This is a genomic window from Rhodanobacter sp. MP7CTX1, assembly GCF_014205795.1.
GTDB lineage: Bacteria > Pseudomonadota > Gammaproteobacteria > Xanthomonadales > Rhodanobacteraceae > Rhodanobacter.
Window position 1 is genome coordinate 105,995 of the sequence record NZ_JACHCN010000010.1, and the last position, 13,949, is coordinate 119,943.

A 13,949-nucleotide genomic window follows, 5' to 3' on the forward strand; every position below is an offset into this window, starting at 1 on the left:
TCTGGCGCGCACGACGCATCCCGGCAGATCGTCGAAAGTTCCATCACCGTTGCCACGGCAGAATCACACGGGTCACACTTCATCAACAAACCATCGAGTGCATTAAGTCAGATGTCGTGAGACATGGCTCCCATCGCCTGGCTAGGCTCCCCTCCTCTGCCATGCAATTAGACGGATCCCCCCAAAGCCCGCAGATTCCCCTTCTGCGGGCTCTTTGTGCCAAAGGCTCCCCTCAAACGCTTGATGCGACGCTCAATCAGGGAACCGACGATGGAGCAGCAACGCTGACGAGTGCACGCCAGGCGGTCAGCAGGTTGGTCGCATTCACGGAACCCAGTCCCGAGGTAAAGCTCCAACCCGGTTGCGCCGAATAGGCCGCGTTGCCCGCGGTGTACGTGGTCGGCGAGGCATTCTGACTGGTCAGCCCGACTTGCAGCTGACTCCCCGCTCCCCATGGCGAAATGGTATCGAAGAAATAGCAGTTGGCCGTGGTAAACGAGCCCAGATCCTCATAGCACTCGCTGGAGATCGAGCCGCGCGTGATGTTGTGGAACACGCAATTGCCGGTGCCCTTGGTGCCGTTGTCGGCATTGCAGATACCCAGGCTCGCGGGTACAGGACCGGTCGCATTTCCGTACTCCTTTGCAGCAAGCGCATAGAGCGTGGGAGCGACGTTGCCCTGATCGACGTTCAGGCCATGCGCGGCAAGCCCCTGATCGATCAGTGCCTGGATGCCCGCAAACATGGGTGTCGCCAATGACGTGCCGCCGCTCAAGGCGACCGGACTATTGAAGTCGGGCGAGCAGGGGTAGTTCGACGTGCAAGTGATGACCCATGTGTGACCACCGTAGGAGCCCGCGAACAACGAGACATCAGGCAGGTCGCGCGACTGGTCCTGGGCGGCATTGTGGATCTGCTTCTGCCATGCCGGCTTGGCGTCTACCGACGACGGGCCACCGCTACCGGCCTCAGACGTCAGGTAGTGGCCAGCGAGATCCCACTGCAGATCGTACGTGCAGAATGCAACACCGTTGCTGAAACCGGCTGCTTTTGCGGCGACCGTGTTGCCGCATGAGTTGTTCCAGGGGATCTCGGGCACATACGACAGTGCCGATCCACCCACCGCGCTGGGCGGCCTCGCTGCAAAATACGCGCTGGTGGTGCCATCGAGCACATCAGCCAGGTCGGTGCCGCCCACACCGGTGACGTGCGGCGAGGTGGCGAGCGAACTGGCATCCACGGCTGAATTGCCCTGGCCACCATTGATCAGCCCGCCATTGAAGCTCGGGTTGGACCCGCTATCGCCAGTCGCGACAAACACCGAGATGCCTTCCGCATCCGCCTGTGCCCACATCAGATCGATCGCTGTCTTGCTGGCGCTGTCGGTGAAGTACTCGCCGTAACCGTAGCTCGCGCTGATGATGTCTGGACGCGCGCCGCCGTTGATCAGGTTGCTCGCAGCGATGAATACGCCGCCAAAAAAGTTGCTGGTGGCAGACACGAAGCCGGGTTCGAAATCGGAACAGCTCGCTACCACGATGTTCGCGCCAGGCGCGATTGCGGTAGCCCATTCGGCATCGAGCAGCGTCTCGCCATCGTCTCCACTGTAGCCAAACACCGCATTCGGATCGAAACAGTTGTTTGCTCCACTCGACGGAGCGGGGTTGATCTGCGCGAAGGTGCCGCCGTACTGGCCGAGATCGAACACGCCGACAAAGTTGTACCAGTCGCCGGGCACCATGTCATTGTCTTCGACCACCGCAATGGTGATGCCCTTACCCGTGATGCCGCTGGCGCGGAGAGGCTTGATGCCATACATCGTGGTCATGTCATTCGGCACCAGGCCGCGCTGACCTGGCGCAAAGGTAACCGCCTGTCCGATAGGGTTGCCGGCAGCCGACGTGCTTTTGTCTACGGGAAAAAAACTCTTCTTCGACGCATCCCATTGGGCGACATTCGACTTCTTGTGGAAGGCCGTCGCATGCAGGTCAGTCAGCCCCATGACACCCGCCACGACGGGTTGCAGCGCAGACGGGATGCTGATGTCGGTGGCATTGGCGAGGTGCGGGGCTCCCTGGATCGTATAGATGGCCTCCTGTGTGTGGAACGCCTCGCTCACCTGGGCAGCCGTACCGCTGAAATCAATCTGCGTCTTGTTCGGGTAGACGCTGTTGACCGTAAAGCCCTGCGAACTCAACCAGGCGGTTACCGCCGCGACGTCGCTGTCGACAACGCCGAACGCCTCGCCAAACTGCCCGGGCGTCAGCCACTGCTGGAACCGGGAAGACTGGGGATTGTGCTGGTTGGCAATCAGCTGCTCCATCGCTGCCTGACGCGCCGCACTGGGCTTGAGCACAAGCTGCAAATGATTCATGCCAGTCGAGCCAGCAAGTGGGGTGCTGGCTTGTGCCCGCCCGAGCATGCCCAGATGCGTATTCGAAATGGCGGTGACGTCGCCGTTGATGACGGCGCGCGTAACCCTCGGCGCTTCCGAAACGCTGATGCCCGCCAGCGCGTTGCTGGCTGAAGCGGGTGACTGCGCAAACGACATCCCGGGGGCACCGGCAAGTGCTGCAGCAATGTACGCGCTCAATATGAAATGCCGCTGTTTCATGATGAAACCTCAAGATAGGTCGATCAAAGGTGGATGCCTGAGCGTCTCGGCGTTATGGCGAAACCGGTGCGTGAACATAGGCTCGCCAGGCGGTCAACAGATTCCCGACATTCACCGAACCCAGGCCCGTAGCGAAGCTCCAGCCGGGCTGGGCTGCATAAGCTTCGTTGTTCACCCCGTAACTCGTGGGCGCTCCATTGATCGTGGTCAATCCCAGGGTTTCGACGCCATACCCATAAGGATCGAGCGAACCGTAGAAATAGCAGTTGGAGGTGTCAGCCCCGCCTTGAAAGCTTATGCACTGCGTAGAGATCGACCCGCGCGTGGTGTTGTGAAAGACACAATTCGCCGTACCGTTGTTACCGTTATCGGCGTTGCATGCTGCAAGGCTCGCCGGTGCCGGGCCAGTGGGGCCGCCGTATTCCTGCGCGGCGAGCGCATACAGTGTCGGCGCGGCATTGCCCTGATCTGCCGTTAGACCACTCATCGCAATGCCCTGGTCAATCAATGCCTGGACGCCCGCGAACATCGGTGCAGCCAGCGAATTGGCGGTGATCAGCAATGGTGCTCCTGCAGTGAAGTTCGGCGTGCATGGGTTGTAACCGGAGCAAATAACGAGGCCGGTGTCGCCGGCGTACGAGCCACCGAAAAGCGACACGTCCGGCACGTCGCGCGACTGGTCCTGCGCGGCGTTGTAGACGATGCGCTGCCAGGCCGGTTTACTGTCCACCACCGAGGCGCCACCGCCGGTTGCGACCGACGTTACATAATTGGCGTTGGGATCCTGCGTGAGCAGCAACTTACACAAGCTGAGTGCACTCGAAAAGCCATTGGCCTTGGCAACCACGCTGTTGCCGCAGGAATTGTTCCAGGGAATCTCCGGCACGTAACCTAGCGCGCTCCCGTATACGGCGTTCGGCGTGCTGCTGAAGTATTGACTGGTGGTGCCGTCCAGCTCATCCGCAAGATCGGTCCCGCCCACCGCGGTTACGTAGGGCGAGCTGGCGACGGAAGCCACCGACGGGCCTGACGCGGTGATGGTGCTCCCGCTGAAATCCGCATTGGTGCCGGAGCCACCCGTGCCAGTGAACACCGATATGCCCTCGGAGTCCGCTTGCGCCGTCACCAGGTCGATCGCCGTCTTGCTAGCGCTATCTGTCTGGTCCTCAGCGTAGTAGCCGGGGTAGTTGAAGCTCACGATGTCCGGCCGAATAGCTCCATTGACCAGATTGGTGGTCGCGATGAACAGGCCGCCGTAGACATTCGGGGTGGCGGGTTGGAACGTGCTCGTAAAGCTCGAGCAGTAGGCGACCTCGATACGTGCCCCCGGCGCGATGGCTGTGGCCGCCTCCAGATCTTCAGCCGACGAATAGTTTTCGGACGGTTGACCGGACTGCTGGCCAGCGTAGCAATTGTTTAGCGCGCCCACCTGAGGCGTGAACTGCCGGAACGTGCCTCCAAAGATGCCCAGTTGGAACTGACTGACAAAATTGCTCCAGTCGCCCGGCAACGCCGGTGAAACTTCAACGAGAGCGATGGTGATGCCCTTTCCGGTCACGCCGTGCTGGCGGATGGTGGAGATCCCATACATTTTGGCAAGGTCGTAGGGCACCAGGCCTCTGGTGCCACGCAATCCCCCCGGGCCTACAGTCATCGCATGCGCTTGTGACGCCGCGGCGCCAGCCAGGTCGAACCGATGAGTGGCAGGGTTCCACTTTGCGGCGGAAGGCACCGTAGGTTTGGTCCCTGGGCGCTCGCTCAGACCCACCACTCCGGCAATGACCGGCTGCAACGCTGCCGGCACACTGATATCGGCAGCATTGGCGAGGTAAGAGCTGCCATCCCTGAGCTTGTAGACGTTTTCCTGGGTGTTGAAGGCCTGGTTGACCTGCGCCGCGGTACCGCTGAAATCGATCTGCATCTTGTTCGGGTAAACGCCATTGACGGTAAACCCTGCGGAGGTAAGCCAGCTCGTTATCGCCGCAATGTCGCCATCTACAACACCGAATGCCTCACCAAACTGCTGCGGCGTCAGCCAATGTTGAAATTGAGCTGACTCGGGATTGTGTTGATTGGTGATGTTGGCCGCCAGCTGTGCCGTGCGCGGCGCGCTGCGCTGGAGCACCAGTTGAAGATGGTTCATCGCGGTCGAGCTCGACAACGACGTACTCGAAGTTGCCTGAGCAACAACGCCCTGCGGATGCGTTTTCGGAATCGTCACCAAGCGGCTGCCCGTAACTGTCTGAGTAACCCGCGCAGCTTCGTTGACGCTCATGGCAGCGGTAGCTGATCCATCACTCGCCGGCTGCGCTTGCAGCAAGCCAGGTACGCCAATCAGCGCTGCGGCGATGGCCGCGCCGAGAATGAAAGAGTGTTGCTTCATGACGAAACCCCATCGAAAGGTGATCAAAATTGATAGTTCCCCCTGATTCACTTGCGTGAACCTTTGAGTCATGCCGCGCGCTGGCGGTGCCCCCCCTTGGCACATTCAACCAATGCATGCCCCTGATGTCTCACGACGCGTGATGGCTCCCACACCGGCCACCCGCACCCGCCATCCGAATCGACAGACTCTCCCCTGCTCTGCGACCTTCCCCAAACGTGGCGAGATGGCCGAGTGTCTGCTTAACGCAGTGGCTCATCAATAGGAGACAGCGATGCATTTATCTCTCTGATGTAAGTGCATCACCTGTCAAGTCACTACCAACGACGCTGGTACCCCCTGTCGTCGTTGCATTGGCTAGCCACGGCAGCGGTTACCTCGCCACCGGACGCCTTGTGCGCAGGTAGGCAGCGGTTGTCACGGCAGAACGAGCGAGCGCAGCCCGCATTCGGATCGAGGGCATCCCGCGCAAGGCCATCGCTGAGCACGTCGCCGTCATACCCCAAAAACAGGTGACCGTCAGGGAACGAGCCGCCTTACTCAACACGCGGACCGCCGGAGTCGCCGCGTCAACGATGCCTGCAGATACTGGCGACGCACAGAATCTGCCCTTCGTCGCCGCCGACCGATGGCCTTACTGGCCTCCACAGAAAAAGCCACCCAACGGATCGACCACGAGCGCGCTGCAGGGCGGCGACGATCATGATGCTCGTCCTCAATCGCACTGGCCTGATCCAGGACAATCACTGCCGAGCGGTAGATTCTGGCGCGCATGACGCGCCTTCATTGGCAGAGCGCTATGGTCTGCGCCGTGCAGGTGCCGCGAGTCGCTCCGGAAAGGCGTCCAGCGCTGCGCGCCAGCCCAGCTGGAACCGCGTCCGCGTGTCGAAACGTCGCATGAGTTCGGCGATACGTCGATTTAGTGTCGCAATGGAGATCCCGGTCTCGTAAACAATGGCCTTGTCGTTCAGCCCTGCCGCCAGCAATGGAATCATTTGTGCGGCCACCTCCGACACCTGCGTATCAGGCTTGCCCGTCGCCATCGCCCCCGTTCGCGTAAACGCGATGGGCGTGGCCCGAGCCCAGGTCATTTCAAAGAGTTCATAAAGCGCGTTCAGCAATGAAGGTGCCCGCACCAGCAACGTGGGTCCTCCCTGGTCCTCGACATTCAGGGGGATGAGGGCGATGCGTCGGTCCACAACAATCATCTTGATGGGCAAGACCGGAAAAACTCGTGCCTCCTCGCCCCGTTTTACCTCGGATTGCAGTGTGGCCAGTGCGCCCGGCAGCGCAATGTATCCAGCGTCGGAAATGCTTCTAGTGCGAACGCCTAAACGCACCTCCGGCCGGCTGGCATCCTTGCGATACAGCCAGGGCGCACGCTGGAAGCCAATCACCTCCTCCTGCACGGTTTGGCGCAACTGAGCCAGAATCTGACCCAAAGCTGCGTAGCTCGTAATCACCTCCACCGGCTGTTCTGGGTCTCTGGCACTCGCTGAATTTGCAGCCTGCTTTTTTAATTCGGGTATGGCCGAGCGCGCACGCTCAAGAACGACTTGGCGCTGGCCGACCAGAGCTTCGATGGCAAGCTCCGGTGGTACGGGGATGTATCGTCGGGGTCGCTCCGGCGAATGGGATGCCAACCCTTTGGAAGCTATGCCATCAAGCAGCTGCTGCGACTTGCGTGGCGTCAGGACAAGCGCATTGGCAATCTCTTTGGCGGTTGCTATGCCGTGAGTCAGAAGAGTGCGATAGGCACTCTCTTCCAACTCATCGATGCCAAGTGCCTCCAGGGGACGCTGGCCAGCTGCCGCAATGCGCAGCTTGCCAGGCGAATGCAGGTCGCGCGTGGTGGAGGACTGTCTGTTTTGCAGGCCCTCCCGCTCGGCGGCTTTCTCCACTCTGCGGCGCTCGCCTGGATCGACACCCGAGGCCAGCATCGCGCGTGCCTCGTCTCTTTTCTTGCGGGCAACCTTCAGGCTGGTATCCGGATAGGCGCCAAGGGCCAGCCGCTTCTCCCGGCCGTCAAAACGGTATTTCAGGCGCCACAATTTGCCGCCGCCGGGCGCGACTTCGATATACAAACCACCTCCGTCAAAAAGCTTTCTTGCCTTGCCTGCCGGCTTCGCTTTGAGAATCGCCTTGTCCTCAAGTGGCATCGAGACTCCGTGGGGTCGACCCGTGATTATTCGAATGATGCCCCCATCGTGCCCCCACATCAATCCATGGCAAGGGGGAGTGGCTATAGTTATGGGGAGGCTTGCCATGCGCAATTTCGTAAAAGCGGACTGCATTCATCGTCATTCCTTGGACTTGGTTGGACAGGACCGCGATGCCATCGTCTCTGCTGACACGCTCACCGGGCGAGACGACGAATCGCATGTGTGTGACCGGTGTATCGCCGGAGATAAATTGCGTCTGGATCGGTGGCTATATAGGTTGCTTGCATGAGGGCACTCCCGCACCAACGGCTTGGGGAATCGGCGAGCAGTCGTTGCTGGTCTGCATTCAAGAAACCACGAACCAAAATTGGCGCAAGCCAGCCCGCAAGCGCATTGAATCAATGCGCTGGAAACCGGGGGTTGCTACGCAGTGGGCAGGCCAGACCTGACCGAGTGATCGTTCTTTCGGCGAAGTCACACGAGGGATAGCGCGCGGCCGCGTGCTTCAATGTCGTGGTCGCGACTCTTCTCTGCCAGCGAATCGCATCAAATAGGTCGATGTGGCCAACCATCGGCCGCGCTAGTGACGGGTGGAGACTTATTTCATGTCCTCCCCGGACTTTGCGAGGACTTCTTCATTGGGCGGAAAGTGTGCGAGCACCGCTCTGAGAGACCGCCCAGTCCAGCGTCGACGCAGTGGCATATAAGTCGGACGGCCCAATCCAAAATGGTATCGACTCTGCGATCTCCCTCATCAACAGGAGCTAGGTGATCTGACTGGCTGGCCAAGACGCTATTCTCTTCAGACGCTGATCGGGGCGTGACCCGCGAGACTTGCCTTGTTCGACCAACCCATCGTCATGCTCGATTTCGAGACCACAGGCCTAAGCGCCGCCGCTGGCGACCGCATTACCGAGGTGGCAGCCCTACGCATCGTCGATGGCGCGGTGACCGAGCGGTACGTGACGCTGATTAATTGCGGCGTACGCATCCCGCCGTTCGTAACCTCGCTGACGGGCATCACGCAACGAATGGTCGACAGCGCCCCACCGGTGGCGCAAGTGATTCCGCAACTGCTGGATTTCATCGGCGACGACATGCTGGCCGCCCACAACGCCAGCTTCGACGCCCGGTTCCTGCTTGCCGAAAGCCAGCGACAGGGACTCACGCCGCGCCACTGTGCCCGAACCGGGCTCGTCGCGCGTTGCTTCGGGCACCGCCAAAGATTCGTCAGCCGGCTTTCACTTCCTTCACTTCTTTCGCCCAAGCAGATCAGACCTACCTACTACGGCCTGCTTTGGCCTAGTAGGCTCCGGATCCGAAAAGCCTGCGAAAGCCTCGCCCAACGCCAAAGGACCAGAAGCGTAGATACGCTTGTCACGAAGCCCGGCGATTCCTTCTTGCCAAGCCAAGAGCATTCGCTTCCCAATGTCGACAAACCCAGGATGGTGCTGCATCGCTTCGCGGACCAGCGGACCGACTTCGGCCATGGCCGAGGCGACCTGGTCAACAATCTCGACCTGTTCGCGCATGGGCAGGCCAAACGTTGTCGTGATGAACGTATGCAGGCTCTTGCCGGGCTCCCAGGTCTTCTTGCCCATGAACGCGATCGCTGGCGGGTTTCGCTGGTAGTCCGGGTAGGCCGCGGTGGTGATCATGTCGTAGGCCGGCGCCAGATGGACGTCATCGAGTCGCGTGTACAGCAGCGCGACGTTCTTGGCGTGGCAGTCGGCGTTGCGCAAGGCGTAAGTCAGCAGCAGCAAGGTCGCCATTTGCCGAAAGGTCGTTGGCCGATTGGCCACCGGCACGTGGTCGCGCACGGCTTTGGCAATGCGCTCCCAGGTGGTTTCGTATTTCGCCGCGGGACGTAGGCCCAGCAGCGCGCAGAAATCCTCCATGCCCCAATGACGCGCGCCGCTTTCATCCACGTCGAAACGATGGACGACCAGGGCCTGGCCGTCGCGAGAGACTTCGGTTTTGGCGGAGGGCATCACCCGCCGTACCACTTGCATGCACAGGTGTTCGTTCAAGGACACGAATGGCAGCAACCTCGACGAGCCCTTGATAATGTGCTGATGGGTGAACAGCGTGGCCTTCTTGTGCAGCCCCTTGCTCAGCTTGGCGATGTCACCATCGAGGAACTTGGGAACAACACCTGAAACACCACTGGTCGCGTGTTGGCGCACCAGTTCGTTGAACACCTCTTCTGAGTTGTCGCCTTGGAGCAACCCAGCCACATCGACCGGATTTGGCGGCTCTTCCAGATCCGCACCCGGTGGGGCCACCTGGACCCGCCCGATCATGTTGCGGCCAATCACCGACAGCAGCGCCATCGGGCTCGCGCCGATGTGCGGGCCGAATTGCTCCTGCAGCACCTGCAGCAGGTAACCCTCCGGCAGGTTCATCTGGAAAACCGGATGCAGCACATCGTCCCAAAGGTAGGACTCCGGCCGCACTCGCATCGTCAGCGAGACGAAGTCCTCCGCCGCCACACCGGCTCGGTAGGTCATCGAACTTTTGAAATCGCCGATGGCCTCGAGTGTGGCGACCTCACGCCCGAGTACGTATATGGCCAGACTCATACACCACCACGTTCGCGACGAAGCTCATCGAGTGAGCCGGACACGCCCGTTTCGATGACCTGCAGCTCCATACCCAACACCGCCAGCACAGCTAGCAGCTTGCGTGAGCCGAACTCAGCCGTCTTGCCCCGCTCAAAACGGGAGAGCATTTCCTGGCTGATACCGGCGCGCGCGGCCACCTCGCCCTGTTTCAGGCCAAGTGATCGCCGTCTCGCTGCCACGGCTTCGCCCATTTCCAGCAAGGTCTGCATATTTGACGTATTTGTCTAAAATTTGAAGTTATTGCGTACTATTTGACAAATAAGTCAAAAAATCAACTGCAGCAGCATCCGAGTGACGCGGCCGCGAGATACCAGTCCATCGCTGAAGAACGTGGTGGGCACGCCTTCATGTCTAAGACTGCCTATACCAGCTGCCATTCTTGGTTGTTCAAACCCCTGCGGCGCACCAGGTATGCGGCTCGCCAAATCTGCGGCAAAGCCCCTGCTATCCCAGCATTACACCGAACCGCATGAGCGCCGTTGAGTCGTTGGGACACCAACACACAAAAACCCGCTATGAAGCGGGTTTTGAGAGATTGTTGGGCTTTCATGGGACGCCTTGAAACAAGGTCTTGGTGGCATGGGTGGACATTATGAGTGCTGTGCTCTAACCAGCTGAGCTACATACAGCCTGCCGCAGCGCTCGATCAGCGCGCACCGTTCGCTGGCCGAAGTGGCGATCCGCGTGCCGCGCGGGGTGGTTTGCCTGCTGTCGGCGCTGCGCCTACATGAGATCGGCACGCAGGCACCGTTCGAGGTATGGCTGGCGATTCCACAAACCATGCCGGCTCCGCGGCTGGAACAGCCGGCGCTGCGGATGGTACGCATGTCCGGCGCCGCGCTGAGCGAGGGCATTGAGCCGGTCGGGGTAGATGGGATCAGCGTGCCGGTGTTCAACCCAGCCAAGACGGCGGCGGACTGCTTCAAGTACCGCAACAAGATCGGCCGGGACGTGGCGCTGGAGGCACTGGGTGAGGTCTGTCGTGCGCGCCGGGTGACACTGGACGATCTGTGGCACTACGCCATCATCGACCGCGTGCACAACGTAATGCGGCCGTATCATGAGGCGCTGGGTGCATAAGTCCAGTGGTAGGGAGTGGTACGCATGAGTCGCAAGCCTGCGAATTGCTGAAGCTTGATCAGTGACACAGGCTCCCTACGCGCTGAACCTATTTGCCGCAGGCAACGATCAATGCCACGGCACGCTCGATGTCGCTGTGCGTCGTGGGGGCGCCGACGGACAAACGCAGCGCACCCACGGTGGCGGCACGCCCCACGCAACTCCGGAACGCCTCAATGCTGAAGCTGCCTTCGAGTTTGTCGAAGCAGTGTTCTACTCCTAGGGCATCGAATCCGAATGCCTTTTCGGCGGCTCCGGGATTGCAGAAGCAACCACCTCGGATGGCGACGCCATGCTCGCGCGCCAGCCACTCGACACGCTCGTAGGGTAGGACACAACCATCGTTCTTCAGCACGTTGAAGGCGACGATACCTCCCCGCTGCTCCATATCCCGCGGGCCATACAGACGCACCAGCGGCGCTCCATTAGGGTGTCGCAGTGTCGCTGCCAGTGCCAGGAAACGCTGCGTATGGGACTGGATATGGGCACGCAGGCACGGGCGTGGCATGCGGGCGAGAAAGGCGAATCCGGGCTCGATGGCGGCGAGGTCGAGAAAGTTGGGGGTTCCGTCCTCGAATCCCTCATGGCCCGTCCTCAGGGCATGCCGCCCGTGCGCGACGGACACGAACTCCACAGTTCCGCCCGAAAACCACGGCCTTCGAAGGCGGCCCAAGGCCGACTTTTTCGCTATCAATGCCCCGACGCCGGTTGGCAAACCGAATAGCTTGTAGAACGAACAAACGACGAAGTCTGCGGAGTGCTCCCTCAGGCTGAGCCCGCCGGATGGGCCGGCCGCTGCTGCATCGACCAGGACATCGCATCCGAGGGCCCTGGCTTCTTCGATGAGCGACAGATCGTGACGTACTCCGGAAAAGTTGGACTGCTGCGGGAAGGCGAACAAACCCTCGCCCTGTCGCTCGACGCTCGCCCGCAGGCTCGCAGATCCGCGATCGAGCCGGAGTTCCGTATCCAGCGGCAGCACGCTGACGGGCGCCTGTGCGTGCCTGGCAAACTCCCGAATGCCGTTGACAGAATTGTGGTTGTCGGCCGAAAGAATGAGTCCGCAGCGCAACGAAAATCGGTAGCTCTCGGCGACGAGCTTGATGGCTGCCGTCGCGTTGGCGGTGAAGCAGACATCGTAGATGTCTGGATCGGCATCGAAGAAGGCGAGCGTGGCGACACGGGCGGCCGCCTGCGCGGCAGCGCTATGGCGGGACGCCAGATGCTCCGAGTGGGGATTGCCGAAAATCCCCTGCGCCAGTCGGTCACCATGCGCTCGTGCCTGCGAGGCGCCGTACAGCGCGCTCGCCGCGTAATCGAGATAGGCAATGCCGGCGGTATCGAGACGCGCGAATTCACTGGCGCGAAGAGCGGCGAAGTCGAATGCTTCGGTCGCATCAGTGGATTGCATTGCACGCGCTAGCATCCGCGCCTCCGCGAGCGTTGCCCGGTCTGCGCCGCACCCGCAACTTCGCCTTCCTGCTCTCCCCCGATCCGGGGAGAGCCGCCGAAGTAGTGGCTCAATTCCACGATCCGTGCACGTTCCGCGGGCGGACCATTCGCCGGCAGCAGCGGACTCAGGACCTCCTCGCGCCAGTCGGCAAGACCACCCGGTACGAATACCGCCTGAGTCACGCCGAGCGAGCGCAACATGACCCAAGCCTGGCCGGCATGCGCCCCTTCCTGCGAGTAAAGGACGATGGTCTGGTCAGGGGCAAAGCGCGACCTCACCAACTGGTCGATCGGCAAATTCTCCGCCGTCGGGATCGCGTCGTCGTGGAACTCATCAGGCGAGCGGACGTCGATAATGCGAAGTCCCGGTCGGCGATCGCGTATCCACTCTGCAAGCTGGCGGGCGCTGACATGGTCGGAGCCCTCGTCGATCGCACGGGCGATTGAATCCAGATCAAGCCCTCGCTGCTGCGTGCGAGAGGGGCTACCTACGAAAGGCGCCACCAGGCCCAATGCAAGCGCACCGATGCCCAACCCTCGCACCAGTCTCATTGTGCTGCCTCCCGCTTCGCGATCCATGCCAACGTCGAAACGGCGACCACCGTGACCAGCGCGACCACGACTCCGTAAGGCAGGCCCGTGAGGCGTTGGAGTGTCAACGGGCCGTGTGGTGTCGAGCGGTAGAAAGGTTCGATCCGTGGGAAGGCCAAGCCGACAAGCAGCACGCCAGCGAACAGCCCGAGCATCGTCGCGGCACCTTCGACGCGGCCGCTGGCCAGCGCTACACAGGATGTGCCCGGACACAGGCCACTCAGCACGAAGCCAAGTCCGAAGACCAGACCGCCGACAAGTTGCGGAAGCAGATACGTTTCGGGCACGTAGAGTGCACCGGGATCAAGCATGCCCAGTCGTCCGCCCCAGAAGACACCGAGCATCGCGGTCAGCATTGCGCTCAACATCACCTTGAGAACGGTGAAGTCTCGCAGGTAGAACTGGCCGGCGAGCTTCGGTGGATCGCCCAAGCCGGCGCATTCGAGTGCCCAGCCGAACGCAATGCCGATGCCTCCCGCGATCAGCAGATCGTTCATGGCCAGAGCCTGCGCACGAGCGGCGCGGCGAGGAAGCCGGCGAGGAACAGCGCCACCATGAAGATCCAGGCGCCGGCGCTGAGCAGAGCACCACCACTCAATGCGAGGCCGCTGGTGCAGCCTCGTGCCAGTGCTGCCCCGACGCCCATCAACATGCCGCCTGCGAGACCAGCGAACAGCCTGCCGCCGGACGGACGGACGGCGCGGACGAACGTCAGTCGTGTTCGTCCTGCCAGAACAGCCGACGCAGCGGCTCCAACCAGCACGCCCATGATTTCGACGACAAGCCAGGCAGTCCACGGCGAACCGTCCTGGAGATAGCTCCGGAAGTACGCGCTGTGCACGGCGGTTTCCGGCGAGACTGCGGCGATGACCCCACTCGCCACGCTCGCGAAAGCACCGGATGCTCCCAGCCCCTGCCCGGTCAGCGCGAAGCAGGCGAGCAGCACCAGGCCCAGGCAAACGCCGGTCGCATGTGGTTCGGCATAGGAACGGAGTGGGCGCATC

Annotated in this window: 10 protein-coding genes and 1 pseudogene; 2 read left to right on the forward strand and 9 right to left on the reverse strand. The window is 61.4% G+C overall.

The window, feature by feature from the left end; all coding sequences use genetic code 11:
* Positions 1-256 precede the first annotated feature (256 nt).
* The 3 genes from HDE77_RS13545 to HDE77_RS13555 form a co-directional block, all read right to left on the reverse strand.
* Positions 257-2,614: a protease pro-enzyme activation domain-containing protein gene (locus HDE77_RS13545; protein ID WP_184417997.1), complete on the reverse strand. Its 2,358-nt coding sequence runs from the start codon at positions 2,612-2,614 to the stop codon at positions 257-259.
* A 52-nt stretch (positions 2,615-2,666) separates the two neighbouring features.
* Positions 2,667-4,997, reverse strand: coding sequence for a protease pro-enzyme activation domain-containing protein (locus HDE77_RS13550; RefSeq protein ID WP_184417998.1), 2,331 nt, complete (start codon positions 4,995-4,997; stop codon positions 2,667-2,669).
* Positions 4,998-5,794: 797 nt separating this feature from the next.
* Positions 5,795-7,156 (reverse strand): integrase arm-type DNA-binding domain-containing protein, encoded by a 1,362-nt coding sequence (locus HDE77_RS13555; RefSeq protein WP_184417999.1) that lies wholly within the window; start codon positions 7,154-7,156, stop codon positions 5,795-5,797.
* Between the two features lie 863 nt (positions 7,157-8,019).
* Between HDE77_RS13555 and HDE77_RS13560 the strand changes: the two are divergent.
* Positions 8,020-8,256, forward strand: a pseudogene (locus tag HDE77_RS13560) (exonuclease domain-containing protein); the annotation flags it as partial.
* Positions 8,257-8,409: 153 nt separating this feature from the next.
* On the opposite strand, the gene HDE77_RS13565 reads toward HDE77_RS13560, so the two are convergent.
* Together HDE77_RS13565 and HDE77_RS13570 are read right to left on the reverse strand one after the other, a co-directional pair.
* Positions 8,410-9,741 carry a type II toxin-antitoxin system HipA family toxin gene (locus tag HDE77_RS13565; protein ID WP_184418000.1) on the reverse strand — a complete coding sequence of 444 codons (1,332 nt, stop codon included), beginning with the start codon at positions 9,739-9,741 and terminating at the stop codon, positions 8,410-8,412.
* Complete coding sequence (locus HDE77_RS13570; protein ID WP_184418001.1) at positions 9,738-9,992, reverse strand: helix-turn-helix transcriptional regulator; 255 nt, start codon at positions 9,990-9,992, stop codon at positions 9,738-9,740. Before HDE77_RS13570 ends, HDE77_RS13565 begins: the two co-directional genes overlap by 4 nt.
* A gap of 463 nt (positions 9,993-10,455) precedes the next feature.
* Here HDE77_RS13570 and HDE77_RS13575 point away from each other — a divergent pair, with 463 nt between their 5' ends.
* The gene (locus HDE77_RS13575; RefSeq protein WP_221444277.1) at positions 10,456-10,863 is read left to right on the forward strand and encodes a hypothetical protein; all 408 of its coding nucleotides are present in this window, start codon (positions 10,456-10,458) and stop codon (positions 10,861-10,863) included.
* An 88-nt stretch (positions 10,864-10,951) separates the two neighbouring features.
* Here HDE77_RS13575 and HDE77_RS13580 read toward each other — a convergent pair whose 3' ends face one another.
* From HDE77_RS13580 to HDE77_RS13595, 4 genes are read right to left on the reverse strand one after another with little or no spacing between them, the layout of a single operon-like run.
* Positions 10,952-12,328 carry an aminotransferase class V-fold PLP-dependent enzyme gene (locus tag HDE77_RS13580; protein WP_184418002.1) on the reverse strand — a complete coding sequence of 459 codons (1,377 nt, stop codon included), beginning with the start codon at positions 12,326-12,328 and terminating at the stop codon, positions 10,952-10,954.
* Positions 12,322-12,906 carry a rhodanese-like domain-containing protein gene (locus HDE77_RS13585; protein WP_184418003.1) on the reverse strand — a complete coding sequence of 195 codons (585 nt, stop codon included), beginning with the start codon at positions 12,904-12,906 and terminating at the stop codon, positions 12,322-12,324. Before HDE77_RS13585 ends, HDE77_RS13580 begins: the two co-directional genes overlap by 7 nt.
* Positions 12,903-13,442, reverse strand: a complete 540-nt coding sequence (locus HDE77_RS13590; RefSeq protein WP_184418004.1) for a YeeE/YedE thiosulfate transporter family protein — start codon at positions 13,440-13,442, stop codon at positions 12,903-12,905. The genes HDE77_RS13585 and HDE77_RS13590 overlap by 4 nt, the downstream gene beginning before the upstream one ends.
* The gene (locus tag HDE77_RS13595) at positions 13,439-13,948 is read right to left on the reverse strand and encodes a YeeE/YedE thiosulfate transporter family protein (RefSeq protein WP_184418005.1); all 510 of its coding nucleotides are present in this window, start codon (positions 13,946-13,948) and stop codon (positions 13,439-13,441) included. Before HDE77_RS13595 ends, HDE77_RS13590 begins: the two co-directional genes overlap by 4 nt.
* Position 13,949 lies beyond the last annotated feature (1 nt).

Excerpts from the sequence above, each read along its gene's own strand:
- HDE77_RS13545 (WP_184417997.1), bottom strand. The coding sequence starts at position 2,614 with ATGAAACAGCGGCATTTCATATTGAGCGCGTACATTGCTGCAGCACTT.
- HDE77_RS13550 (WP_184417998.1), bottom strand. The coding sequence starts at position 4,997 with ATGAAGCAACACTCTTTCATTCTCGGCGCGGCCATCGCCGCAGCGCTG.
- HDE77_RS13555 (WP_184417999.1), bottom strand. The coding sequence starts at position 7,156 with ATGCCACTTGAGGACAAGGCGATTCTCAAAGCGAAGCCGGCAGGCAAG.
- HDE77_RS13565 (WP_184418000.1), bottom strand. The coding sequence starts at position 9,741 with ATGAGTCTGGCCATATACGTACTCGGGCGTGAGGTCGCCACACTCGAG.
- HDE77_RS13570 (WP_184418001.1), bottom strand. The coding sequence starts at position 9,992 with ATGCAGACCTTGCTGGAAATGGGCGAAGCCGTGGCAGCGAGACGGCGA.
- HDE77_RS13580 (WP_184418002.1), bottom strand. The coding sequence starts at position 12,328 with ATGCTAGCGCGTGCAATGCAATCCACTGATGCGACCGAAGCATTCGAC.
- HDE77_RS13585 (WP_184418003.1), bottom strand. The coding sequence starts at position 12,906 with ATGAGACTGGTGCGAGGGTTGGGCATCGGTGCGCTTGCATTGGGCCTG.
- HDE77_RS13590 (WP_184418004.1), bottom strand. The coding sequence starts at position 13,442 with ATGAACGATCTGCTGATCGCGGGAGGCATCGGCATTGCGTTCGGCTGG.
- HDE77_RS13595 (WP_184418005.1), bottom strand. The coding sequence starts at position 13,948 with ATGCGCCCACTCCGTTCCTATGCCGAACCACATGCGACCGGCGTTTGC.